The sequence below is a fragment of the Psychrobacter sp. DWR1-2-3 genome (genome assembly GCF_049896465.1).
Lineage (GTDB): Bacteria > Pseudomonadota > Gammaproteobacteria > Pseudomonadales > Moraxellaceae > Psychrobacter > Psychrobacter maritimus.
Map to the genome: position 1 here is coordinate 353,908 of NZ_JAFCUJ010000003.1, position 26,504 is coordinate 380,411.

Here is a 26,504-nt window from a genome sequence, read left to right on the forward strand (position 1 = left end):
AATTCTATGATAAAAGCTAATGATAGAAGTTAATAAAGGTCAAAAAAACCGTCACAAGGAAGTTTTATTCTTATGGAAGCATTTACCAAGCGTATTAATATAGATGGCAAACAAGCACGCTATTATGACTTGCAGCCGCTGAATCTGTCAGAAGAATCGGGTTCTCTTAAACGCCAGCCTGCCCATTTTTATGGCGGCAATAGTTTCACTGTTGGTACTTATGCACCTTTATTAAATGAGTTGGCAACGGATTTTGATTTATCGGCGCTGGCGCTACGGGGTTATTGGTATGACAAACCGCAAGCGCCGCGTCTGACCCGTGAGCAAGATGCCGATATACTGATTGAGTTTTTAGAGAAAACCCAAGACGCGCCTATCGTTGGTATTGGGCATTCACAAGGGGCGACCGCCACCGCCATGGCAGCGGCCAAACGCCCTGAGCTATTCTCACAGTTATACCTTATTGAGCCTGTCACCTTTACTAAAAAGCAAGCGACACTTTATAACTTGCTGCCACGTCAATTTTTGCTAAGCCGTGAACCCTTTAAAAGCACGCTTACCAAGCAATCTACTTGGGCTAGTATCGATGATTACTATGAGAGTTTACGCGCGCAACGGGCTTATAAGCGTATCAGTAATGAGCATCTAAAGGTATTTGCTGAGCAAAGCTTGTCTGCTAACGATGATGGCAGCTATAGCTTGATGTTCGCCCCCGAGCAAGAGCTTGCCAATTATTTTGGTGCGCCCCATATCGATGCAGCATTAAAAAAACTCAGCTGTCCTTATACCCTAATCACGGGCAAACCGACCTTATTTATCAATGATAAAGTACGCAAACAATGGCAAAAATTTGTCCCTGATGGCAGCGTTATCTCCTTGCCAGACTACGGTCATCTATTACCGATGGAAGCGCCTAAATTGTGTGCGCAGATTATCAATAAACATTATAAGAGCGCTAAATAAGCTGAGCGATGTGGGATGTGAGTTATGACTGACCTTTTTGCACCGCCGCCGACCGATAATTTATTGCCTAATGATGGCAAGGTAAATGATTTAGGTGTCGTTATTGATTACCCAAGTGCCTTATATTATGCCTTATTAACGACGCTACCTTGGCAGCCTGATATCGTAACGCTATTTGGCAAGACGCATGTCACCACTCGTCAAATAGTATGGATGGGCGATAGTGATGCCAGTTATCAATATTCGGGGCACACGCGTCAAGCCATTGCATGGACAGATTCAGTGTTTCATGTGAAACATCATATTGAGCAGCAATTATCCAAAATCGGTATTAACGCTGAGTTTAATTCTTGTTTGCTCAACTACTATCCATCTGGCGATGACGGTATGGGCTATCATGCAGACGATGAAAAAGAGCTGGGTCATCAGCCAGTTATTGCCTCTTTGTCACTGGGTGCCACGCGCAAGTTTGTCTTTAAGCATAAAAAAACTCAAGATAAAGTCGAGCTTTATCTTGAGTCCGGTCAGCTTATCGTCATGCATGGTGCTACGCAACAATATTGGAAGCATAGCATTACTAAAACCAAAACAGTCGATGAAGGGCGTATTAGCTTAACCTTCCGGCAAATGGCATTAAACTAGGCAAGGTTGGCTTAATTTAAGCAAGTTTGGCCTAGCTTGCTTTTAGCACAATCTTACCGAAGGTATTACCTTTTTCTAGCTCACGGTGAGCAGCCACTACTTCAGATAATGGATACGTTTGCTGAATTTGTAAGGTCAGCTTGCCATCGGCAACAAGCTGTAAAACCCGCGCCATGTCCTCCCCACTACGCTGCGCTTTATAACCTGCCACCTTTAAGCTCTTTTGACTACCCGCTGCTTTTAGTTTATCTACCCAAATCGTTGGCAAGACATTGACGCGGCCGCCAGACTTTATAACGTTCAGCGCGCGTACGCCAGCTTCATCGCCGACCAAATCTAGGAGCACATCGGCTTGTAAGTCAGGAAAAGCGTCGTCTTTGGTATAATCAATCCAACCTGCCAGCTTATTTTTATCTATTAAGCCACCCAGTTTGTCGTACTTCTCAGGTGAGCAAATAACCGTTACTTTTACATCATCTTGCGTCACTTTATCCATCAATAGCTGAATAGCCAAATGTCCAACACCGCCAGCTGGGGCATTGATAACGACATGCTCATCTTTTTTGATATCAGCAAACTCGACAAATTGTAGCGCCGTTTGTCCAATACAAGGTAGCGCGCCTGCTTGCTGCAAAGTGACTGACTCAGGTACTTTTGCCAATAAGTTGGCATCGACTGCGACATACTCTGCATAACCGCCACCGTCAAAGGTCAATGCCGCGACTTGCTCACCGACAGCAAACTCATCACTAGTACTTTTAACCACGATACCGGCGACATCACAGCCTAAAATAGCCGGCTCGTTCTTATCGAACTTGTCTTTTTGAATCGCCTCAGCGCCCCAACCTTTACCTTGACGGGTTTTGTAATCGACGGGATTGATACCGGCATAAGCGATTTTTATCAATACTTGATTGTCCGTTAATTCAGGAATAGCCACGCCATCTTGATATATCATGACTTCAGGCTCGCCAAATTCACGTATAAGAGCGGCATGTTGCGTCGTTGGTATTTTTTTATCAGACATGATTGATCATCCTTGTATTGTTCTCATATTTTTTTTTGATTGGTTTACAGCTTTTTTTAGCGAATAGTTTTCTTATATAACAGCTTTTTAGATAATAGCTGCTTTGGTTACTGATTTCTTTACTTACCGATTCATGATGCTAAGGCAATGCCAACTCGGCACTAAGCGGTAGATGATCCGATAACGTAGACCAAGGCTTGCCGGTATGTACCCAAGCATCCTTCACCCTTAGGTTACGCACGTAAATACGGTCCAAGCTTAGCACCGGCAGTTTGGCAGGAAAGGTCGGTAATAACTTACCATGACAATGTTTAAATGCTTCGGTCATGCCTAAGCTCGATGCGAGTCGGTCGCAAGACATTTTCTTCCAGTCATTAAAATCACCTGCCAATATCAAAGGTTGGTCAGGCGCAATCTCATTACGCACATAATTGGAAATGGCTTCATATTGTTTGATACGATCGCGCTCAAAAAGGTTTAGATGAGCGCATAACACCACAACTGGCATTTCCCACCCTATCGGCTGTACCTCGCAGTGCAGAACACCACGCTGCTCAAGCTTATTAACCGTGATATTGACATTATGTTTGGGATCAAGCGGAAAACGACTTAGGACGGCATTACCATGATGACCATTTTCATATTCTGAATTTTTACCATAGCTGTTTTGCAGTTGCAGATATTCACCAAACCATTCATGTTGGGATTGGTCAGGGTATTCGTTGTATTGCATATTGCGCTTCAGATTTTGACCTTGTACTTCTTGAAGACAGAGTATGTCGGAGCCAATGATATCAAGCGCTTGGGCGATACCTTGTATTTTGACCTCCCGATTCATCGGCGACATGCCTTTGTGAATGTTATAGCTGGTCAAAACAAAAGAGGCGGTGTTATTCATAAATTTATTTATCATATTTGGGTGCGAAGGAGGTGATTGATTCAATCATCATTATATCTATGATATTAAAAGATTAGATGAACTTGCAGCAGCTCACAATCATTATAAATTGAATAAAATATCAGAAACATAAGTCTCCAATAATGCTGCGACAATTATCATAGGTAATACTAAGATAGTATACACCCTTATTATTTTTAGAGATTTTTGCATAACAAAAGCTGATCGATGCGGCTTTTGATAAATATTTTTTATCTTAGTTCTGATAGCTTTGTTTAGCTCAAATAATACCGCGGCAAGTAAACAAAAAGCCATAATCTCAACAATAAAATAAGGCAATGTAGAAAGAATTAATTTTACACCGTCTCTAATATTTTCTCGTAAGATGGCACCAAATAATATACCTACAGTACCCACAGTCACTATGATATTCATCATATATAAGTAAGGGATGGGAATCAAAGCTAATAGCAACATTTGCATAGGAACTTTGAAGCCATTATTGACTATATAAAGCCCTGCCTTTTTCATACCTGTTGATGTAGTAACTTCCTCTACTACCTTACCTTCAACACTTTTTAACATTGCCTCAATATTAGGATCAATTACATAGATAATTAGCGCGACTATAAAAGTCAATAGCCCTGAAAAGCCTAAAAATATAATTGTCCTTTTATAGAGCTTTTTATTTTCGATAAGATTGTTATAGATCGTATTTCTCATCGTTTCCCTTTATTTATGGACTATTATCCTGTCAAAAAAGCATTGGCCCTTAGCGAACCAATGCTTTTATGTATTGATACTAAATCATAATTACTGAATTAATTCATTAACGAATATCAGCAACCGATTAATAGCGCGTTACCAGAGCAATTGGTTGATCTGCACTCATAATATCTTGCGGCATAAAGACCGCTTTACCACCATTATGAATGACATGCTCGATGATTTCACCAATTGCATCATCGGTAACACCTTCTGCCGTCGCATCATCTGCCATACTCAAGGTTTGTGCTTTTTCATCAATCTTCGCAGGTTGCATATAACCGCGACGGATATATAACGTCTCGCCTACACCCTGAAATGCACTGCGATAGACTTCTTGTAAATCCGTCTGCAGCATATTTGCACCGCGCGCTTTATCAATCTCACCCAAGGCAGCTTGATGTAATGAGGTGCGATAGCCCTCTACCGCTTCTTGTACGCTATCAACGATATGCTGGGCACTGCCTTCTTCTAACTTGGTCGCGTTTGAAACCGTGGCAATAATATTTTCTGGACGGTCACAGATATCTTTATAATAACCGATATTTTTGGCATCACCAACGATGACAAGTGGCATTTTATTCTCGCCCCATATCTCTTGCACGCTTTTATCTACTTGGTTAAAGAAGGCTTTTAGATAACTGCTTTCGTTGTTCGCTGAGCGATCTGAACCGCCGTCACTGGTATTATAAAGACCGTTATTTTCGATAGGGAATGGGATATTTTCCATATTATTTTGTGCATCATCGTCTTTATCAAATTCTTTGATAACACGGTCATTAGACGCTTCAATCAAACGGGCATTATCACGGGTCAATACCACCGTATAATAATGAACCGCACTTGCCATATCTCGCACCAAGTCGCGCGTGGCAAAACGGTCTGAAATAATGACACGCTCTTTGGTATCAATCGGCATACGGATAACTTGGACATCGTCAGTACTGGCAAATATCGCCAACGTATCTAAATTATAATTGTGGTTAAAATCGCTGGTTTTATTTTTGATATTTTCTAATATAGTGGTCGCGGTACGCTTATCATACTCATTGGTTAAGCGCTCTTCGACGACTTTTAATTGGTTTTTTAGGGCGATAGGGTCTTTTTCATTATCAGGATGCTCACGGTGCGTTTTGACAAAAATACTCACGGCTGGATTGGCTTTTGTCTCACGTAAACTTTTTAGAGTTGCTTTCATAAATACTGCTCCTTGTTTTATTATCATTGGTTTGCGCGTTGAAATAGATTTTTTATATTTATTGGTTATCTTTGAAACTGCTTTTATTAAAAATTGTTTTTAAAAGTCATCAATCTATAGTTATTCTTAAAATCCGTTTGAGCGGTTTAAACAATACCTATTAATACCCTTTTTAATCAATTTACTCAAGTATTTCAGGTAGTAGAAAAATCCATTTTTGCTATTCTCTTACTACGATGCTAACAATTTAACCCCACTGCCTATAGGGTTAATTTGCAAGCAAATGATGGCGCTTTGTAAGTGAAGCTTAATTAACTTTAAGTATAGGCGATAATTAAAGTAGTGAAATAATGATAGTTATCAATAATGACAGTGATAGTGATAGTGATAGTCAATGTATCGCTATCTACCATAATCTCATAAGCGCACCACTTTAAAACGATATCTGCCGAACTGGGTTGTATTCCAAGCGATTGATACCCATCTTTTAGATACCCTATATAACAACCCTATATAACAACCCTTGTATAACAAAACTTGTCATTAATAATAATTCTCTCATTACTATTGGATACTTTTATGACCTCTATTTCTGCAAATTTACGCCTTGTCGATTTTGACAATGTCGCACCAGACACCTTACAAAACCAAGTTATCAGTGCCATCGATACTGCCAATGCCTTTTTAGATAATATGAGCGCAACTACTGATGATATTACAGCTAAGCAAGCATTAGCCGATATCATGACCTTTGACCATATTAATCTTGCTTTAGATCGCAGTTGGGGGATTTTGTCGCACCTCAATAGCGTGATGAGTAATGATGAAATCCGTCATGTCCATCACGAGCTGCTACCTAAACTGTCCGCTTATGGCACACGGGTAGGACAGCATCAACCGTTATTTAGTCGTTATCAAACTATCGTTAATGATACAGCGTTTTTTGCTGACCTAGAGCCAGCACGAGCGCGTGCTATTGAGCTTGCGCTACGTAGCTTTGAGCTATCAGGTGTTGCACTGCCAAAAGCTGAACAGGAAAAGTTTGCTGCTATCCAAAGTGAGCTGTCAACCTTATCGGCAACATTCTCAGACCATATATTGGACGCCACCCAAGCGTATGCTCTAGCGCTTAAACCAGAGCAATTAGCCGGTCTAACCGAAAGTGGACTGGCGCTCTTGGCTGATGCTGGCGAACAATATAAAGCTCGCGAGCTTGCCAGCGCTGCGCTCACCCAAGCAGAAATCGATGCTTTGCCGACGCCTTATTATGTTGCCAGCTTAAACATCCCTGTTTACCTTGCTGTCATGACCCATGCCGATGACCGCAATCTGCGTGAAACGCTTTACCGCGCTTATGTTACCCGCGCCTCTGAGTTTGATAAGCACACCAATGCCAAAGGTGAATCGCTCAATAATGCCGACATCATGAGTCAAATCCTACAATTACGGGTGCAAAAGGCCAAGCTATTAGGTTTTGATAATTATGCAGAAGTTTCGCTATCGACCAAAATGGCAGATAGCGTAACGGAAGTGGAAACCTTTTTACGGGATTTGGCTGAGCAAGCGACCCCAGCGGCTAAGCAAGATTTAGCACAGCTGCAAAAGTATGCGCAGGATTATGGCATTACTGAGCTACAGCCGTGGGACAGCGCTTATGTCGCTGAGAAAGTAAAACAAAGCGAGTTCAGCTTATCGCAAGAAGAAATCCGCCCGTATTTCCCACTGCCAAAAGTGATTAGCGGATTATTTGCTATCGTTGAGCGTTTATACGGTATCAAAGTACAAGAGCACAGTGAATCTGTATCACGCTGGCACGATGAGGTAAGTTTTTATCAGTTATTTGATGCTGATAACAACTTGCTTGGTGGTTTTTACTTTGACTTGTTTGCCCGTAGTGGCAAACGTGGCGGCGCGTGGATGAGTGGTTTTCAGTCGCGTTATACCTATGCTGAGCAAAACCATGAACAGCTGCCCGTATGCTTTATGGTCGGCAACTTCACCCCTGCCCTCGATGGCAAACCAAGCTTATTGACCCACGATGAAGTATTGACCTTGTTCCACGAGTTTGGTCATGGTCTACATCATTTATTAACCCAAGTGACAGTTAGTGATGTCGCTGGGGTGAATGGCGTTGAATGGGACGCGGTCGAGCTACCTAGTCAGTTTATGGAAAACTGGGCATGGGATGCCGAAGGTATTGCGCTGATTAGTAGTCATGTCGAAACTGGTGAGCCATTACCGAAAGACAAACTTGCAGCCTTACTGGCGGTCAAAAACTTCCAAAGCGGCATGCAAACCTTACGTCAAATCGAATTCGCTCTTTTTGACTTATTGATTCATGCGCAGACGCCAGCGCTTGATTATGACGGTATCCTTGCGACGCTAAATACCGTGCGCGATGATATTGCTATCATGCAGACACCTGACTATAACCGCTTTGCCAATGGCTTTAGTCATATTTTTGCCGGTGGTTATGCGGCAGGTTATTACTCTTATAAATGGGCAGAGCTGTTATCAGCAGATGCCTTTAGTAAGTTTGAAGAAGAAGGTATTTTTAACCCAATAACCGGTAAAGCTTTCCGTGAAACCATCTTATCAGTGGGTGGTAGTTTCCCTGCCAAGGCCAACTTTGAGAACTTCCGTGGTCGCAGCGCCAGCATTGATGCCTTACTACGCCATAGCGGTTTTGATAATGTTAAAAATGTCGATGCTGCCAATATTGAAAGCAATGCCCAAACGACGCGCGAGGTTATCTAAATGCGCTATCAATCATCAACCCCAAAACGTCGGTTTTTAGCGGGCGTTCGTTGCCCTAAATGTCAGGCGATGGATGCGGTGGTGCAAGTCAATATCCTCGAGCCTGCGCCAGATGAGTATATCGAATGTACTAAGTGCGGACATGCGGAGCATCGCCCCGACCCTGATGTAATCAGTGCCAAAAATCATGCAGAAGACCAAATCGCTCGTGATGCGATGGTGACCGGCACCAGCGGTACGGTCAAGTTCAAACCATAAGTAACAAAATCCGTATCGTCAAGCCTTAATAGCTACTAGCCTATCTAATGATATATATCCAGTTAGATAGGCTTTTTATTTTGAGTTTGTTATAGTATGCCTACTTATACTTTTAACATAAATCGACCCTTTTATGAATAAAAAACAAATACGTCCTTTACCCGTTAAGACACTAAAAAAACAACCTAATAAATCACGGCAAAAATGGTTGCCAATCATTATCTTGGCAGTACTATTAATTGGTTATTTGGTTTGGAAAAATAGTTCGCCTGACGCTAATACCTCGCCTATCGAAAGCACGCCAACGCCTACTGAGCAAAATAGCGCTGCGCAATCAGATACTACATCCTTAGATAATAATGCGTTAGATACAAGTGCGTCGATTTTAGATACCGATGCTGCTAGCACAGATAGTCAGACCCCTGATCCCGACGCTATCTTAAACGCGCCTTTACCAGAAACAGATAGCTTAGCGAAAGAAGAAATTGATCGCTTAGCGGACGAGCGTAAACGCTTAGCAGAACAAGAAAAGCTAGCGGCTGAGCAATTGACAATGAATAAACAGCTGACAGAGATGAAGGCTGAGCAAATCGCCTTGCTTGAGGAACAAATTGCTCAGTTAGAAGCCGCTGAAGGGGCTAAAACCAGCGCAAAATAATAACATTTTTATAAAGGGGCTAATAAATGGCACATCTACAACTCACCCATGCCCCTATTTTAAATAGCAGCACTCAGCTGCTGATACTGCCTGTGAATAACGCCGGTATCCTTTTAGACCCTATCCTTACGCGAAGCAAAAACCTATATCCAGATAACTACCAACGCTACTATCGTGCTTGCCGTGATGGTAGCCTAATGGTTGGTAGCTGCTTAGTGCATAAACGCTCACGCGAGCAAGCGGGACTTGGCGTCAGCAGTAATGGCAATCAGCCAAGTTATATCGCCAATCTTGTGATATCAGACCACCCCTATCATCCAACCAGATCTCGTTGGCTGACCGCAGCTTTAGTCGATTTACAACAGCAGCTGATACCTTTAATACGTTATCAAGGGATTCGTAGGGTTGCGCTATTAGCGCGTCCGCTTATTACTAGTCATGCGCAGAACCCTTCTGCTCAAAATAATGCTATTGACAACGCCGAACTAGCAAAATCAATTGCTCTAGATTGGTATAACGATATCCTGCCCCTTGTCGCCCATCACCTAGAAGATTTGCCCAAGCTGCGCATTGATATCCACCTTCCTAAAGATATCAACATATAGATTATTTTCTCATTGTCATTATTTTTTTGAGCGCATAAAAAAACCGCCTTGATTGCTAATTATCAGCAACCAAAGCGGTTTTTTAGGTTTGACTATATTAAATTACGTCAAATATCGAGGATTAGCTTTGCTCGATACCTTTCATAGTCAGTTTGATACGACCACGGTTATCAACGTCTTGTACCAATACTTTAACGATTTGACCTTCTTTTAGATAGTCAGATACGTTTTCTACGCGCTCGTCTGCGATTTGCGAGATATGCACGAGGCCGTCAGTGTTTGGCAGTACGTTAACGAATGCGCCGAAGTCGACGATACGAGCAACTGTACCTTCATAAGTTTTACCAACTTCCACTTCTGCGGTAATTGCTTCGATTTTACCGATAGCCGCTTTGGTTGCTGCTTTGTTTTCACCAAAGATACGAATCGTACCAGCGTCATCGATATCGATAACCGCGCCAGTTTCTTCGGTTAGCTGACGAATCGTTGCGCCGCCTTTACCGATGACATCACGGATTTTGTCTGGGTTGATTTCGATAACCGCATAGTTAGGTGCATGGGCGTTAATTTCAGTACGGCTTGCAGGCAATACTTTGTTCATCGCATCTAAGATATGGATACGGCCAGCATGGGCTTGCTTAAGCGCTTGCTCCATGATATCGGCAGTAATACCTTCGATTTTGATATCCATCTGTAGTGCTGTGATACCGTCTTTTGAACCCGCTACTTTAAAGTCCATATCGCCAAGATGATCTTCATCACCTAGGATGTCAGACAATACGGCAAAGCGCTCGCCTTCTTTAACCAGACCCATCGCGATACCAGCAACCGGTGCTTTTAATGGTACGCCAGCGTCCATCAATGCCAAGCTTGCGCCGCAAACCGAAGCCATTGAAGATGAACCGTTTGATTCAGTGATTTCTGATACCACACGAATCACATACGGGAAGCGTTCGCTATCTGGAAGCATCGCTTCAACACCGCGGCGCGCTAGGCGACCATGACCGATTTCACGACGTTTTGGAATACCTTCACGACCGGTTTCACCGACTGAGAAATGTGGGAAGTTATAATGCAACATGAAATGGTCACGAATCGTGCCAGCCAATGAATCAATCATGTTTACGTCGCGCGTGTTACCAAGCGTAGTAGTCACTAATGCTTGCGTTTCACCGCGGGTAAATAGTGCTGAACCATGGGTAAATGGTAATACGCCTACTTGGACATCTAGAGCACGAACGGTCTCAAGATCACGGCCATCAATACGTGGCTTACCTGACAAGATATTGTCACGAACAGTGCGGTATTTTAGGTCATTGTAAATCTCTTTTAGCTCAGAAACAGTATCATTATAAGTTTCTGCTTCCGTATCACCCGCCAATGCATCGATAATGGCTTGTTTGATTTCATCAAGCTTGGTGTAGCGTTCTTGCTTATCGGTGATGGTATAAGCGTCAGCAACTTGCTCACCAAACTGCGCTTTCATGCTGGTCTCTAACGCTTGGTCGCGAACAGGTACAGTATACTCTTGCTTAGCAGTACCAATTTCTGCGGCCATTGACGCAATGTTATCGATGACGATTTGTTGTTGCTGATGACCGTATAAAACCGCACCTAGCATTTGGTCTTCAGACAACTCTTTCGCTTCTGATTCAACCATCAAAACGGCAGATTTAGTACCAGCAACTACTAAGTCAAGGTCGCTCTCTTTAAGCTGCTCAAGCGTTGGGTTCAGAACGTATTGGCCATTGATAAAGCCAACACGGGCAGCAGCCACAGGGCCATTAAAGGGCGCATCAGAGATAGCGAGTGCTGCTGAAGCACCAATTAGCGCAGCAATATCTGCAGACTGGCTTTTATCTGATGAAACAACCGTTGCCGTGATTTGAATCTCGTTCACATAACCTTCAGGGAACAATGGACGAATTGGACGGTCAATCAGGCGCGAGGTTAGCGTTTCAGCTTCGCTGGCACGGCCTTCACGTTTGCCATAAGCACCAGGAATTTTACCGGCTGCATACATTTTTTCTTGATAGTTGACGGTCAATGGAAAGAAGTTTTGACCTTCTTTAGCATCAGACTTTACCACGGCTGCTACTAGTACAGACACGCCGCCCATGTGGACTAAAATAGAGTTTGCTTGACGAGCGATACGGCCCGTTTCGATAACGACCTGCTGGTCGCCGTATTGGAATTCACGCTTAATGGTATTAAACATTGTCATATAATTTTCCTAATATTGACTGACGAAAGTGATATCAGCGCTATAACAAGCTGATATCTGTCATTTAAAATTCTTTGGATGTAGCCGCTAATTTAGCTACTAACTGGCAGTGATTCAGTTAAAAACTGCGTCAATTAGCGCGGGTTTCATCATCTATATATCTGATGCATCTGCAATTTATTTAAAATAGAGCACGTACTTCTGATATGTTGCTTGTTTACATTCGGTCTTGTGCCAATCTGGTCTTGTTTAATTCTGGTTTTTTATACTTACAATTAAAGGGGTTACCAAATCAAAATACCTTAGCATCCGATACGGCACTGTTTGCTGCCTATCTTTAGTAAAATACTTACAGTGTCTTCCATGCCGTCTAAACAGTCATCAGCTAATGGTAAGCTATACAAATATTTGCGCGCCAGTATGTCTCTAAAACGCACAAGGCATTATTTTACAGTGATTTATAACCATTGACCAATGAAATACAAAACCGTCTGTTTACTCATAATGACCACTCAATAGCTGCTCATAAATCATTTTTACGCTGCAATCATCGTATGGCATACGCTTTTAGTATTTAAGCCCAGCGCGCAAGCCAATGCACCATCCTAATAAGCATAAAAAAACGGCGTGAAACTATTCCACACCGTCTTTAGAAAAAATCTATTTTATCGAGTTCAACAAGCAAGTTCCAAATGGTTTGGCAAAAAATCTAAAATCTTGCCACATTCTGGCATATTCTATATTAGCGACCACTCGTACTATTGTCGCCAAATTAACGACGTAGACCTAATTGGCTAATAAGGGTGGTATAGCGACCAAGATCTTTACCTTTTAGGTAGTCAAGTAGTTTACGACGCGTGTTAACCATACGGATAAGACCGCGACGGCTATGATGGTCAGCTTTGTGTGCTTTAAAATGGTTTTGTAAGTCATTAATACGCGCACTTAACAAAGCTACTTGAACTTCTGGTGAGCCTGTGTCGTTTTCGCCACGTTGGTACTGAGCAATAATTTGTTCGCGATCGGTATTAGTTAGCATAAATCTCTCCGGCAATGCTATAAGCGCCAAGATGTACTTAACATTTAAGCATCAAGGGGCAATAGAATAATAAATAAAATAGTTTGACCGTCATTCAGGACAACCCTGCATTACTAGAGTTGACCTAGTGTACGACAAACTTATCAATGATAACGTTTATTTAAATACGGCTTAGAATAAGATAAAACATCCATTAACTTGGACTTCTATCCAAGCAAAGATAAGCTCTATCTAAAACGATATTTAAATATGACAGCGATTATAACAAAAAACTACTGAACTAGCAGCAGTTTTTTATAGGAGATTTACAGTTTAACTTTTAAAGATGCAGAGGCTAGCAGTGATAGCTATAAACTTATAATAGCTTACTTTTTAACGTCATCTTGCGTGGCAGTACCACCAAGGGCATCGTCATCAAGCGGCGCTGTCGTTGCTTCTGCTAGGCTATCAGGACTAGTACTCTCACTAGGATTGATATCTTCCGCCTGCTGTTTAATTTTTTGCTCTTGTGCATCTAAATGTTTTTCTGAATCAGTCATAGTAACTCCTAATTATAATTATTCTTTGTATTTACTAAGCATTTACGGTTATTAATATTTACGGTTATTAATATAGCTACTAAAGTAATAGCCCTTTGCTAACGCTAAAGCATTAGCAAATTCACTATTTTTCTTCTTTGGCATCTTTTAAATTATCGGCAATACGCTCGGCAGCGGCTTCTGAATCTTCGGTATGATAGTTTTCAGTTTGACCTTTTAATGCCGCTTTTGCTGATTCAGAACGTTGTTGCTCAAATTTGGTATCGTTTGGGTTAGAGTTTGACATAATAGCTTCCTTTTTATGATTGTCATTGATGATAGAAATTAATTTATATTTGCAGCATTTACTGAGACGCAATGACTTGCTACTTCACTGACTGCTAGCTGCTAAATCTCGTGGCTAAGATAATGCCTTATCAATAGCGGCAACAAAGTCTGTGATATCGTCTGGATTACGTGAAGTAATCAGATTACCGTTTACTTGCACGCTTTTATCTACGAAAGTTGCGCCAGCGTTTTCTAAATCTAGCTGTAATGTATGATAGGCGGTCAGCGTTTTACCTTTAGCTATGCCAGTATTAATCAGCGCCCAAGGTGCATGACAGATTACCGCTAAGGGCTTACCAGCCTCGTTGATGGCATTGATAATAGTATGTGCTTCTTTATTGCCGCGTATGGTATCGGCATTGACCGTCCCACCTGGCAACACTAGCGCATCATAATCAGCAACTTCGGCGTCTTTAGCAAATATATCAGCGCTAAAGGTAGCGCCTTTATTAACATCCTGCTGCATCGCTTGGACTTGTTTGTCTTTATTGGTGGTAATTAAAAGGGTTTTATAGCCTTTTTCTTTTAGCTGGTTATTTACCTCTTCGTATTCAGCTTGTTCGAAGTTATTGTGTAATAAAAAGGCAATGGTTTTCATAATAATCCTTATACTTTAATTCATACGTTATGCTTTAATTCGTACGTTGATTCGTTAATTTTATTATTTTTTATATGCATCTTTAATTTAAAATCTAAAATTATATTAGTTGATGTCTTTTTATTTTTATAGAGACAGCTTTTTATAATTATATTTCAATAAACAACTATTCAATTATTCTTATCATCCTATTATTTTTCTATCCTTGTCGTGCTTTCCTTAGCTGACTTAACTAAGGTACAAAAAAAGCAGGTTTCACTATAGGCGAAACCTGCAATTAAATGTGACGATATGTGATTAGTGTAAACTCTTAGTAAGCTTTACCTAGTTTCAGTTAAGCTGCTTTGAAAAGCTACATCATAACTGAATCAGCTTTTTAGGTTGTAGTCGACCGTTTAAACTTACCGCGCCTAGGCCAATAAACTGCCCTTGCTCATTTACTAGACGGATATCTACCGGTATTTCATAAGGCAACAAAGCCTCACTATTACCTTGACGATCATCACCTTTACTATCATCGCCATTTTTTTGAGTAACGCTATTCTCATCATGAGTATGCTGTTGCTCGAAGGCAGCTGAAATGTAGCTTCGTAAATCGTCGTTTAACTGCTCAATGACATTTAGGCGCTGACCCATTTGCACACGGGCGCACTGTTCAGCCGTTAATGTAAGCTCAGCCTCAAGATTGATGCAGGCATCCACGGGCAATAAATGCGCCTGACGTCCATCTAAAGCCAACGATTCTAAATCCGCCAAAGCAATCGCCGCGTCAATATGAAAGTCGCCGACTTGGACACGTCGTAGAGCGGTTAGATGTCCTAAGGTGCCTAGCACTTTAGCAATATCTTCTGCTAATACGCGTACGTATGTACCTTTAGAACAAGTCACCGTTAACTGGAGTTGCTTAGCGTCTAGCTCTGTTAAGTTGATTGCTTTGATAACAATATCTCGTGGTGGGCGATCAATCTCAATACCCGCGCGCGCATACTCATATAGCTTCTTGCCATCTTTTTTTAACGCCGAATACATCGGTGGAATCTGCTGCTGAGCGCCTAAAAACTGCTGCGCAACCTCTTCTAACCTCGCTGCATCAAATGATGGAATATCTTCTTGAGTGACAATCTGCCCATCGGCATCACCTGTATCTGTCTGGCTACCTAATAGAATGGTTGCTTGATAAGATTTATCGGCATCAAGTTGGTAGTGACTAAACTTAGTGGCTTCACCTAAGCAAATAGGTAATAAACCGGTTGCCATCGGATCAAGCGTCCCCGTATGACCGGCTTTTTTACTGTCATGATTGGGCGACTTAAACAGGTATTTTACCTTTGACACCACTTGCTGTGAGGTCATACCTTGAGGTTTATCCACTAAAATCACGCCATTGACTTTTATCTTATCAGGCATCTTATTGGTCTTGGTAGCAGCTATCGACATAATGGCTTTTACTCTTGTATTTCTTGCTCATCAGATTCATTTTGCTCAGTTTTAATGACGGCTTTACTAATCAAATCCATCATATAGTTACCACGAGCAGTGACTTCATCATAATGAAAACGTAGGCGCGGCGTGGTGCGAGTTTTTAGACTGTGGCTGAGCTCAGTACGCAAAAAGCCAGCAGCTTTATTAAGGACTTTAATACTGTCTTCATGGTTAGATTTAGTCATGGCATCGTTGAGCTCAGGCTCCATAATGGTGACATAAATATCAGCGTAGCCCAAGTCTGGGCTGACTTTAACACTAGAGATAGTGACAAAACCCGTCAAACGCGGGTCATTGACGGCATCACGGATAAGGACAGCAAGCTCACGCTGAATCTGATCTGCTAAGCGTTGTAAACGTTGGTTCATGTTATTACCCTGTTGGTCATACGACTTATTTTTATTGATTAAAATACGGCTTTTTATTAAAAAATATCGTTCAAAAACACAGGTCTTTATAGCTAATAAACTGTTATAAAAAGACGCAGTTTTTGATAAAAAAGGCCTAGCAGGGTGTACCTGTTAGGCCTAAGTACAGCTGAATAGTATGAAGCTACCCAATTGACTCTATTATTTAGATCATAGAACAATTGGATAACTTTATTATCATGCAACCAATTTAGATTGTACGTTCGAACTCTTGGATTTCAAAGACTTCGATTTTATCGCCAGCTTCGACGTCATAACCACGAACGGCCAGACCACATTCCATACCGGTACGTACTTCATTGACGTCTTCTTTATAGCGACGTAATGATTGCAATTGACCAGTAAAGATAACTTGGTCATCACGCAATACACGGATAGGTTTGTTGCGATAAATAGTACCTTCAACCACCATACAACCAGCAGCTGCACCAAATTTACTAGAGCGGAACACTTCACGAACGTCTGCAACACCCAAGATTTTCTCACGATGTTCAGGTGCAAGCATACCGCTCATCGCTGCTTTAACATCATCAATCAAGCCATAGATAACACTATAATAGCGGATATCCATCTTAGCAGCGTCAGCTTTACGGCGGGCGGTTGCATCTGCACGGACGTTGAAACCTAACAATACTGCTTCACTAGATTCTGCTAATGTCACATCAGACTCAGAGATTGGACCAACCCCTGAGCTAATGACTCTGACTTTAACTTCATCAGTTGATAGCTCATTTAATGCAGCAAGTAAGGCTTCAAGTGAACCACGAACATCAGTTTTTAGTACGATATTCAAGAATGACACATCGCCTTGTTCCATCTGATCGAACATGCTCTCTAGACGCATGGAATTCTGACGCTCAAGCTGACGCTCACGCTCACGATTGGTTCTAAAGTCAGCCACTTCACGGGCTTTTTTCTCGTCGGTTAAGACTAAGAATTCGCTACCAGCGGCTGGCGTTTCAGGCAATCCTAATATTTCTACTGGAATAGAAGGACCTGCTGACTGAATACGCTTGCCATGTTCATCGGTCATCGCACGAACTTTACCGTAATGCTCGCCTGCTAATACTAAGTCGCCTTGTTTCAGCGTACCTTTTTTGACAAGGACACTAACAACTGGACCGCGACCTTTTTCAAGTCTTGACTCAATAACCACACCTTGAGCAGCACCATCTAACGGCGCTTCTAGCTCCATCAGTTCAGCTTGTAGGCTAATAAGCTCTAATAACTCATCAATACCATCACCTGTTTTGGCTGAGATACGAGCCATTGGAGTATCGCCGCCCCACTCTTCTGAAACCACTTCTTTAGCAGTCAATTCATTAAGGACGCGATCAGGATCGGCACTTGGCTTATCCATCTTGTTGATAGCAACAATGATAGGTGTACCAGCAGCGCGCGCATGATCAATCGCTTCTTCCGTTTGTGGCATCATACCATCATCAGCAGCGACCACAACTACAACAATATCCGTCGCTTGGGCACCGCGTGAACGCATGGCACTAAAGGCTGCGTGACCCGGGGTATCAAGGAAGGTGATAACACCGCGACCAGTTTTCACATGATAGGCACCGATATGCTGGGTAATACCACCGGCTTCGCCAGTTGCAACCTTAGTTTCACGGATTTTATCTAATAGTGAGGTCTTACCATGGTCAACGTGACCCATAATAGTAACAACTGGTGGACGCGTTTGTACGTTACTGCTGCGCTCATCAACCGCATCTTGTAGATCATCTTCAACTTTCGTATCACTAACTGGTACTGGGTTGTGACCCATTTCTTCAACGATCAGACTGGCTGTCGCTTGATCAATGGTATCTTCTTCGCGAGCAATTTCACCCATTTTCATAAGTAATTTAGTCACTTCGCGAGCTTTAACCGCCATACGCTGCGCCAAATCAGAAACCGTAATGTGTTCACTGATTTCGACATCATAAATGATTTTATCGAGCGGCTTTTCAAACTTATGCTGTGAGGCTTGCGTTGAACGTAAACCGTTTTTGCGGTTTTTAATTTCACGCTCATCTTGATTCTTACGACGACCACGACCACGGGCACTAGTGCTACTAGTACCGCGTTTGATTTCACGACGTTCTTTTTCAAATGACTCTTCTAAAGCGTCACCGACCAAACCTTCTGCTAATGGCTCATCTTTACGAACTTCAGTAGCAGGCTGATCGGTATATTTACCAGCCATTTTGCGCATTTGCTCAAGCGTACGCTTTTGAGCTTCTTCGGCTTGCGCGCGGCGTGTTTCGGTTTCGATTTCACGTAGACGCGCTTCTTCTTTCTCACGCGCTTCGCGAGCTTTACGCTCAACAGCCGTTTCGACTTTTGGTTTCGTCGCTGCAACTTTTTTCTTCGGTTGGTCTTTAGGCTTAACTTCTACCGCCGTTTTACCACCCTTTTTCACAACCACTGAGGTTGAGATATCGTCATTCTTATCGTCTGACTTTTTGCTAGAGCCCAAGCTTGCGCGCATCGCTGCTAAGGTCGCTGCTTGACGTTCTTCAGCTTTTTTCTTAGTAGCCGCACGTTCTTCAGCGTCTTTAGTAGCACGCTCTTGTGCCTCAATCATTGCTTGCTCGCGAGCAGCCAACTCTTCAGCCATTTTTTCTGGGTCAGGTTTTTCGAATACTTTCTTTTTACGCACTTCCACATTGACGCTCTTAGATTTACCTGAAGAGCCAGTCACGCGCGCGGTGCTAGTCGTTTTAGATTTAAGACTAATACGACGCTTTTCTTGCTGACCATGACTTTGCTTTAAATACGTCACCAACTTCTCTTGCTCAAGCTCGGTGACTAGGTCACCCTCTGCGCGAGCAGGCAGTCCAGCGTCTACCAGTTGCTGTTGTACAGCACTTGCGGTTTTGCCTACCATATCTGCCAGTTCTTTGACGGTCTTATCTGCCATTTATTATCACCTACTGTCTATTATTTGCTATATGTTCAATTCAGTTGTTGGCTACAAATGATTGGGTTAAGGCTGGTATGTATTGAATTTGACTATGTTACGTCGCACCAGCCCTTATTATCGATAGCATATCACTAAAAGACAGCGATATGCAGTTACCGCTTATTCATTGAACCAAGATTCCCGAGCTTTCATGATGAGTTTTCCTGCGGTTTCAGAGTCTAAACCTTCGATATCTTCTAAATCGAAGACGGCTTGTTCTGCCAAGTCATCCACGGTAATGATGTCTTTTTGCGCCATTTTATAAGCCCAACTGACCGTCATTCCTTCAAGATCTTGTAGTTCTTGACTTGGCTCTTTCATGTTCTGTTGTTTGACCAATTCATCGGCGATGACAACTTCTTTCGCACGCTCTTGAATCATGTCAATCGCTTCGTCGTCTAACCCTTCGATATCATAGAAAGTTTCGACAGGTACATAAGCGACTTCTTCAATACTGGTAAAACCGATATCGACAAGCGCTTGTGCTAAGTCTTTATCGACTTCTAGGCGCTCATAGAATAATTCAATAAAGGCTTTCGATTCGTTTGCTTGACGCTGCTGATACTCTTCTTCTAGCATCATATTAAGCTTATAGCCTGTTAGCTCAGAAGCTAGGCGAACGTTTTGACCTTGTGAGCCAATCGCACGCGCCAATTGATCATTGGTGCTAAAGATAATATCCGCAGTTTTAGTATCTTCATCTAAGATGATACTACTAACGTCAGCTGGCTCTAAAGCGCTGATGATAAATTGGGCAGGGTCATCTGACCATACCACCACATCAATACGCTCGCCATCAAGCTCTTGCTGTACGGCTTGGATACGTGTACCACGCATACCGATACAAGCACCAACGGGATCGATACGATGATCGTTGGTCTTCACGGCTATTTTAGCACGCGTACCCGGCAAGCGAGCAACGTTGCGAATTTCAATAATTTGTTCTGCAATCTCAGGCACTTCTTTTTGCATTAAGGCTGAGAGCATTTCAGGATGGGTACGTGATAACAATAACTGGGCACCGCGATTTTCACGGTTGACATGATATAAAATGGCATTGATACGCGATTTTGCGCGTAATTGCTCACGTGGCAGCATCTGATCACGTGATAAATAGCCTTCAGCGTTATCACCTAAATCAATGATATAACCATCGCGTGTCTGTTTTTTGACTTCGCCATACATCATCTCGCCAACACGTGGCTCAAACGCGTCTGCTACTAAATTGCGCTCCGCTTCACGGATTTTTTGGATGATGACCTGTTTGGCTTGAGTGGCAGCAATACGACCAAATTCGATTGATTCGATCTGCTCTTCTTTGATATCACCAATTGACCATTCATCTTGGTCAAGATCGGTAATAGCCAGCTGACATGCAGGCATCTCATGGTCTTCATCTGCAACCACTGTCCAGTAACGATAAGTATCGTAATCACCGGTTGCACGGTCAATTGACACCCGCACTTCTACTTCCGGCTGATCGGTATATACTTTTTTCTTAGTGGATACCACCAAAGCATCTTCGATTGCTTCAAAGATATCTTCAGGATTTAAGCCCTTTTCATTACTGACAGTTTCTACTACCGTTAAGATTTCACGACTCATGCTATACCTGTCCTATCGTTTTATAATTGACTTAAACTTTATCGTTAGTGTGTTGACGCTATATTTTCACCGTCAGCCATAAGCTGCTTGGAGATTAAAATACCAATTTATAAGGAAGCTATTTTAAGAGAAGCTGTTTTAAAACCAGTCTTTAAGATTAAGCATCTTCATAAATCAGGTTGGCTTTATCAATATTGCTTAACGCAATCTCAAACTGCTCACCATCGGTAGCAGTTAGTTTTAAAGTGGTCGCATCGATACTGTCTAAAGTACCGGTGGCTTTACGGCGTTTTTTATCGCCTTCGCCAATCGCTTGTATCAAACGTAAGCTTACTGTTTGACCCACATAGGCATGCATTTGCTCATCTGAGAAGAACGCACGGTCAAAACCCGGTGACGACACTTCTAAAATATACTCGCCAGCAATCGGGTCATGAACCTCAAGAATACCGCTCACTTGATGATTCACCGCTGCACAGTCCTCAATCGTTACTTGTTTATCTTGCGCTTGCTCTTCTGGCAATGCCTCAATATAAATGCGTAATAACGAGCGACGGCCTTGAGGTGCAAATTCAATACCCCATAGCGCCACATCACAAGCAGCAACTGCAGGAGCAATAATATTGGTCAGTTCTGTAACTTTTGTCGAAAGCTTCATAATCTATTTATCTTTTCCTATTCACTTCTCGAACATAGCGAGTTAAGTGTTTTTAATTTTATGCATCGAACTTTTATAAGTTCAAAATTTATTAACAGCGCTTTATTAATCAAAATCTTATGAATCAGAGTCTTATCAATCAAAGCTTTATTAAGCATTGTCTTATATAGACAAGAATATTACTTCAGCAATAATTATCATTCTATTCTTAAAACGTAAACACGTCACTATTATGCATAGCCTTATATACTAGGCGTTTTATGACTCGTGCTTTTATATAGGGATGAGCATAAAAAACATCAAGCTCAACCAGACAATGCCTTTATTATTTATAAAGCAGAACTATCGATAAAAGCGTGAGGAGTAAAGGATAGTATGCTTACCAAGCATCGCACCGGTCGCGGCAGATGATGGTTAGTAACGAATAGCATCGCACTCTATAGAGATAGAGCTTAGCATAAGTAGGATAGATATCGCGATAACACCGACCATCAGATACAAAAAAACCCACAAACATAATGGTGGGCTAATCGTTACTGACAAATTTAGTGTACAAAACATCAGTATAAAAAGTGGTAGCGGGGGCTGGATTTGAACCAACGACCTTCGGGTTATGAGCCCGACGAGCTACCAGACTGCTCCACCCCGCATCAATCTAGAACGCGTATTATAGGGAGGTTTTATAGAAGTGTCAACACTTATTTTAAATAAATACTAAATTAAGTATTGTCGACGATAATTCCAATCTTATACCGTTCAAGTAAAACATCGTACAAATAAAGCTTGGTGCGATTGGGGGGACTTGAACCCCCACAGCTTGCGCCACCACCCCCTCAAGATGGCGTGTCTACCAATTCCACCACAATCGCATCTTTCTCACTGTGCTGTTTTTCACCTTTAACCCTTTATAACAGATGCTTAAGGAGGGCATCGAAGGTTAAAGACTGCTAAAAACAGAGAAGCATTGTAAAACTAACCTCTTAAAATAGCAAGTACTGCCTGCAGCAAAAGCCACTTAACAACCACTCTATTCAAAATCAGCTATTGTTAACTTATAAACAGTCACTAATGATAGCCAATAAATACTGACTATCAACTATCAAAAACAGCTACTGAGGATTTTGCGTCAAAGGACGTGGCGTTTGTGGTGCTGACACTGGTGCATCTAAACGAAACTGGTCTTCTGCCTGTTTACGCGCATGCACGGCAAGCGTCATACTGGTGATAAAAAATATCACCGTTAATACGGCGGTCGCACGCGTTAGAAAGTTTGCAGTCCCTGCGGCGCCAAAAACCGTGCCTGATGAGCCAGCACCAAAAGAAGCCCCAGCATCTGCCCCTTTACCATGCTGTATCAAAATCAAGCCAATCATGGCAATCGCCACGATAATGTGCAGGGCTAATATAAACGTAAACATGGTGGCCTCTTTTGCCGCGTAATGACGACTGATAACGAAAAATAAATCGTAGGGATTAATAGTAAAAATGAGTGATGTTTAACAATTGACATCTAATATTGCCAAACCAGTTGTATAAACAGAGCGATTATATAAATAAGGCGCATTGTACACGATTGCAAGGGCACTGTTAAAGCCACTTTTGCCAACTGCTAAAGACATTTTTTGAATAAAGTAGCCATTCAGTATTTATTAAACGGCTGTTTTATTTGATTTTATTAAGCCATAGCACGGCTAAAGGCCTGAGCAATAGCTAAAAAGCTTTCTGCTTTTAATGATGCACCGCCGACTAATGCACCATCAATCATGCTATCGGCGGCAAAGCTATCGGCATTATCAGCATTGACACTACCACCATATAAAACAGTCATGTTGTCTAATGCAGCATTAAAGCTCGCAAGCGTTTGCTTAATATGTTGATGCGTTGCACTCACCTCTGCCACGGTCGGTACTTTGCCAGTGCCAATCGCCCAAACTGGCTCATACGCGATGATTAAACGCGCTGGTAAACCTGCAATAAGTTCTGGTTGCTGAGTAAGCAAATCCTTAATAACGGCTAATTGCGCATCAATGACGGCCAGCGTTTGCTTTGCATCGTACTGCGCTTGGGTTTCGCCAATACAAAATATCACGCCTAAATTTTGCGTGAGCGCATGAGTCATTTTTTGCAATAAGCAATCATGCGATTCTTGATGGTACTGGCGGCGCTCAGAGTGACCTAGTATCGTCCATGTTGCGCCAGCGTCTACCACTTGTTGCGCTGAACAATCGCCTGTATAAGCGCCTGTGCTTGCACTATGCGCGCTGATATCTTGAGCAGCGCACAACACCGAGCTACCTTTTAGACGCTCACTGACAGCTGTTAAATGAATAAAACTTGGTGCAACCATTAATTGACAGGCAGCGATATCAGATTGCTCTTTGGTGCTAACGGCAGTTAATAGGTCGTCTAGTAGCGCCTTGACGTCATGGCTCGTTGCTGGATTCTGCTTCCAATTTCCAATTACCCACGCTTGCATACTTATATACCTTGTCTTATCTATTGCTGCCAATATGGCTCATATGCGCGCAAGTATAACAAATATTTCCCAAGTGCTATAGTATAGTGCGGTCAGAATCGAAACTGATGTTTTGCCGACTCTTACATTATATTTTTTCTAAGTGGTTATTTCTTATAGACTAACAGTCTCATACCCTATATAAAGTCTTTTAACAGCAGTAAATTTGGATATCATTCTATTTATAATAAATAAAACCAAGACAATCAATCATCTGTATGATTGACTAGCAATAATTACAACAAGTTAGATACAACTGATTGGCACTCGCTTATTAGACATAACTATATAAGTCATGGTCGATCGTTGGTTATTAACTATATATAGTTGATTTAAAATAAAATTGATACGCTATATATGCTAATAGTTATGTGCGAGTTCAAAGTGAATGCGCTATAAATATTATGATGATGCGGTTTCGGTAAAATTCAGTCTAAAAAATAAAGCCTATTTGATATCAAGCAAAGAGAGGTCTTAATGTCTATTACAGCCAGTAAATACGGCGGTTTAGCACAGCAGTTGATTAGTGAAGGTATTGTGAGCGAAGCGCATATGAAAACCGCGCAAACGGAGTCACAACAACAGCAAATAGGGCTAGTGCCTTATTTGGTCGACCACAAGCTTGCCAATGCTTATCAGTTGGCACAGATGTTGTCACAAGCGTTTGGCGATCCTCTTTTTGATCTTAATGCGCTCAGCTCAGACGTCATACCAAAAGACTTGGTCGATGAAAAAATCGTGCGCAAGTTTAATGCCTTACCGCTTTTTAAGCGCGGACAGCGCTTGTTTGTGGCATTGAGTGACCCGACCCGTATTGATGCCATCGACGCCATTGCCTTTAACTCACGCCTATCTATTGAAACCGTCGTCGTTGAAGAAGATAAGTTAAAAAAGCGTATTGAAAACCTTTACGCCGATACCATGCAAAGCTTTGATAGCTTTTCTGATAACGATTTAAATATTGGATTTGATGAAAGCGAAGAAGACGAAGGTGAAACCAAGCTTAGTGACGGTGTCGATGAAGCACCGGTTGTAAAGTTTGTCAATAAAATGCTGGTTGACGCCATTCGTATGGGCGCATCAGACTTACATTTTGAGCCCTACGAGAAAACCTTTCGGGTGCGCTTCCGTGTCGATGGTGTGATGCAAAAGATGGCCAGCCCGCCGGTACAACTGGCGAGTAAGATTGCGGCACGCTTAAAAGTGATGTCGCAGATGGACATCTCCGAGCGCCGTATACCGCAGGATGGCCGTATTAAGCTTAAAATCTCTAAAGATAAAGCCATCGACTTCCGGGTAAACTCTTTACCTACCTTATTTGGCGAAAAACTGGTTTTACGTATCTTGGATCCTTCATCAGCCATGCTTGGTATTGAAGCATTGGGTTATGAGCCCGATCAAAAAGAGATGTTCTTAGAAGCCTTACATAAGCCGCAAGGTATGTTACTTATCACCGGTCCTACCGGCTCTGGTAAAACTGTCTCGCTCTATACGGGTATTAATATTTTAAATACCGGCGAGACCAATATTTCCACTGCCGAAGATCCGGTCGAGATTAACCTTGAAGGTATCAATCAGGTCAACGTCAACCCGAAGGTGGGTTTGACCTTTGCCAATGCGCTTAAATCATTCTTACGGCAAGATCCTGATATCGTTATGGTCGGTGAGATTCGTGACCTTGAAACCGCCGAAATTGCGATCAAAGCGGCACAAACGGGACATATGGTGCTGTCGACCCTGCATACAAACTCTGCACCTGAAACTTTAACCCGTTTACGTAATATGGGTGTTGCCTCATTTAATATCGCAACGTCAGTAAACTTGGTCATTGCTCAGCGGTTGGCACGGCGCTTATGTAAGAACTGTAAAAAACCAATCAATATCCCGCGTCAAAGCCTGCTTGAACTGGGCTTTACCGATGCTGATTTAGACAATCCAGACAATATTATTTATGAGCCTGTCGGCTGTAACGAATGCCGTGAAGGTTATAAAGGGCGTGTTGGTATTTACGAAGTGATGAAAGTCAGCCCTGATATCTCCCGTATTATTATGGAAGATGGTAACGCGATAGACATTAAAGATGCGGCACTAAGAAACGGCTTTAGAGACTTACGCCGCTCTGGTGTTTTAAAGGTGTTACAAGGGGTGACCAGTATTCAGGAAATGATGCGCGTGACCTCTGAATAACTATCGTAGAACATAAAAACGCCACGAGTGATAGTTTTAAGCATGGATTTTTATAAACCAGCAATATTACCTAACAGATGTACTTAAATATAAAACAGATATATACTGGCTTTTTATGCTAAAACAAAGTATGCCACATCCAAAATGAGGATCAGGTATCTTTTTATAGTTT

23 protein-coding genes and 2 tRNA genes are annotated in these 26,504 nt (G+C 42.1%); 7 read left to right on the forward strand and 18 right to left on the reverse strand.

From position 1 onward, the window contains the following. Positions 1-72: 72 nt before the first annotated feature. On the forward strand, positions 73-963 hold the full coding sequence (locus ACP7AA_RS07840) for an alpha/beta fold hydrolase (RefSeq protein ID WP_426223170.1): 891 nt from the start codon (positions 73-75) through the stop codon (positions 961-963). A 24-nt stretch (positions 964-987) separates the two neighbouring features. Then, a complete protein-coding gene (locus tag ACP7AA_RS07845; protein ID WP_426223171.1) occupies positions 988-1,605 on the forward strand; it encodes an alpha-ketoglutarate-dependent dioxygenase AlkB family protein in 618 nt (205 codons plus the stop codon). A gap of 31 nt (positions 1,606-1,636) precedes the next feature. On the opposite strand, the gene ACP7AA_RS07850 is transcribed toward ACP7AA_RS07845, so the two are convergent. From ACP7AA_RS07850 to ACP7AA_RS07865, 4 genes are all read right to left on the reverse strand, one after another. Continuing rightward, a complete protein-coding gene (locus tag ACP7AA_RS07850) occupies positions 1,637-2,632 on the reverse strand; it encodes an NADP-dependent oxidoreductase (protein WP_426223172.1) in 996 nt (331 codons plus the stop codon). A gap of 139 nt (positions 2,633-2,771) precedes the next feature. Beyond that, positions 2,772-3,530, reverse strand: coding sequence for an endonuclease/exonuclease/phosphatase family protein (locus ACP7AA_RS07855; protein WP_201564385.1), 759 nt, complete (start codon positions 3,528-3,530; stop codon positions 2,772-2,774). A 102-nt stretch (positions 3,531-3,632) separates the two neighbouring features. Then, entirely contained in the window at positions 3,633-4,253 is a 621-nt protein-coding gene (locus ACP7AA_RS07860) for a stage II sporulation protein M (protein ID WP_426223173.1), read from the reverse strand. 127 nt (positions 4,254-4,380) lie between these two features. Further along, entirely contained in the window at positions 4,381-5,493 is a 1,113-nt protein-coding gene (locus ACP7AA_RS07865; protein ID WP_271133746.1) for a hypothetical protein, read from the reverse strand. Between the two features lie 579 nt (positions 5,494-6,072). Here ACP7AA_RS07865 and ACP7AA_RS07870 point away from each other — a divergent pair. The 4 genes from ACP7AA_RS07870 to ACP7AA_RS07885 all read left to right on the forward strand — a co-directional run bounded on the left by ACP7AA_RS07870 (position 6,073) and on the right by ACP7AA_RS07885 (position 9,771). Beyond that, positions 6,073-8,250 carry a M3 family metallopeptidase gene (locus tag ACP7AA_RS07870; RefSeq protein WP_426223174.1) on the forward strand — a complete coding sequence of 726 codons (2,178 nt, stop codon included), beginning with the start codon at positions 6,073-6,075 and terminating at the stop codon, positions 8,248-8,250. Continuing rightward, positions 8,251-8,508 (forward strand): YheV family putative metal-binding protein, encoded by a 258-nt coding sequence (locus ACP7AA_RS07875; protein WP_271133744.1) that lies wholly within the window; start codon positions 8,251-8,253, stop codon positions 8,506-8,508. It abuts the gene before it with no gap. Positions 8,509-8,641: 133 nt separating this feature from the next. Continuing rightward, positions 8,642-9,166, forward strand: coding sequence for a hypothetical protein (locus ACP7AA_RS07880; protein WP_426223175.1), 525 nt, complete (start codon positions 8,642-8,644; stop codon positions 9,164-9,166). A gap of 26 nt (positions 9,167-9,192) precedes the next feature. After that, the gene (locus tag ACP7AA_RS07885; RefSeq protein ID WP_426223176.1) at positions 9,193-9,771 is read left to right on the forward strand and encodes a hypothetical protein; all 579 of its coding nucleotides are present in this window, start codon (positions 9,193-9,195) and stop codon (positions 9,769-9,771) included. A 121-nt stretch (positions 9,772-9,892) separates the two neighbouring features. Here ACP7AA_RS07885 and pnp read toward each other — a convergent pair whose 3' ends face one another. The 14 genes from pnp to tpiA form a co-directional block, all read right to left on the reverse strand. Then, positions 9,893-11,995: a polyribonucleotide nucleotidyltransferase gene (gene pnp / locus ACP7AA_RS07890; RefSeq protein WP_426223177.1), complete on the reverse strand. Its 2,103-nt coding sequence runs from the start codon at positions 11,993-11,995 to the stop codon at positions 9,893-9,895. Between the two features lie 772 nt (positions 11,996-12,767). Next, entirely contained in the window at positions 12,768-13,034 is a 267-nt protein-coding gene (gene rpsO / locus ACP7AA_RS07895) for a 30S ribosomal protein S15 (protein WP_045443035.1), read from the reverse strand. Between the two features lie 365 nt (positions 13,035-13,399). Further along, the gene (locus ACP7AA_RS07900) at positions 13,400-13,573 is read right to left on the reverse strand and encodes a hypothetical protein (RefSeq protein ID WP_201629285.1); all 174 of its coding nucleotides are present in this window, start codon (positions 13,571-13,573) and stop codon (positions 13,400-13,402) included. Positions 13,574-13,697: 124 nt separating this feature from the next. Further along, positions 13,698-13,859 (reverse strand): hypothetical protein, encoded by a 162-nt coding sequence (locus ACP7AA_RS07905; RefSeq protein WP_426223178.1) that lies wholly within the window; start codon positions 13,857-13,859, stop codon positions 13,698-13,700. A gap of 114 nt (positions 13,860-13,973) precedes the next feature. Then, a complete protein-coding gene (locus ACP7AA_RS07910) occupies positions 13,974-14,498 on the reverse strand; it encodes a type 1 glutamine amidotransferase domain-containing protein (protein ID WP_426223179.1) in 525 nt (174 codons plus the stop codon). 357 nt (positions 14,499-14,855) lie between these two features. After that, positions 14,856-15,935 (reverse strand): tRNA pseudouridine(55) synthase TruB, encoded by a 1,080-nt coding sequence (truB, locus tag ACP7AA_RS07915; RefSeq protein WP_426223180.1) that lies wholly within the window; start codon positions 15,933-15,935, stop codon positions 14,856-14,858. 8 nt (positions 15,936-15,943) lie between these two features. Next, positions 15,944-16,348: a ribosome-binding factor A gene (locus tag ACP7AA_RS07920; RefSeq protein WP_201564288.1), complete on the reverse strand. Its 405-nt coding sequence runs from the start codon at positions 16,346-16,348 to the stop codon at positions 15,944-15,946. Positions 16,349-16,598: 250 nt separating this feature from the next. Continuing rightward, positions 16,599-19,325, reverse strand: coding sequence for a translation initiation factor IF-2 (infB, locus tag ACP7AA_RS07925; RefSeq protein ID WP_426223181.1), 2,727 nt, complete (start codon positions 19,323-19,325; stop codon positions 16,599-16,601). A 162-nt stretch (positions 19,326-19,487) separates the two neighbouring features. Continuing rightward, a complete protein-coding gene (gene nusA / locus ACP7AA_RS07930; RefSeq protein ID WP_149490341.1) occupies positions 19,488-20,972 on the reverse strand; it encodes a transcription termination factor NusA in 1,485 nt (494 codons plus the stop codon). Between the two features lie 157 nt (positions 20,973-21,129). Then, positions 21,130-21,630 (reverse strand): ribosome maturation factor RimP, encoded by a 501-nt coding sequence (gene rimP, locus ACP7AA_RS07935; protein ID WP_201564284.1) that lies wholly within the window; start codon positions 21,628-21,630, stop codon positions 21,130-21,132. Between the two features lie 573 nt (positions 21,631-22,203). Next, positions 22,204-22,280, reverse strand: a tRNA-Met gene (locus ACP7AA_RS07940). 134 nt (positions 22,281-22,414) lie between these two features. Then, positions 22,415-22,499: transfer RNA gene (locus tag ACP7AA_RS07945), tRNA-Leu, on the reverse strand. A gap of 240 nt (positions 22,500-22,739) precedes the next feature. Next, a complete protein-coding gene (secG, locus tag ACP7AA_RS07950; protein ID WP_025652589.1) occupies positions 22,740-23,048 on the reverse strand; it encodes a preprotein translocase subunit SecG in 309 nt (102 codons plus the stop codon). Positions 23,049-23,305: 257 nt separating this feature from the next. Further along, positions 23,306-24,106, reverse strand: a complete 801-nt coding sequence (gene tpiA / locus ACP7AA_RS07955; protein ID WP_426223182.1) for a triose-phosphate isomerase — start codon at positions 24,104-24,106, stop codon at positions 23,306-23,308. A 516-nt stretch (positions 24,107-24,622) separates the two neighbouring features. On the opposite strand from tpiA, the gene pilB reads away from it, so the two are divergent. Beyond that, positions 24,623-26,332 (forward strand): type IV-A pilus assembly ATPase PilB, encoded by a 1,710-nt coding sequence (pilB, locus tag ACP7AA_RS07960; protein WP_426223183.1) that lies wholly within the window; start codon positions 24,623-24,625, stop codon positions 26,330-26,332. Positions 26,333-26,504 lie beyond the last annotated feature (172 nt).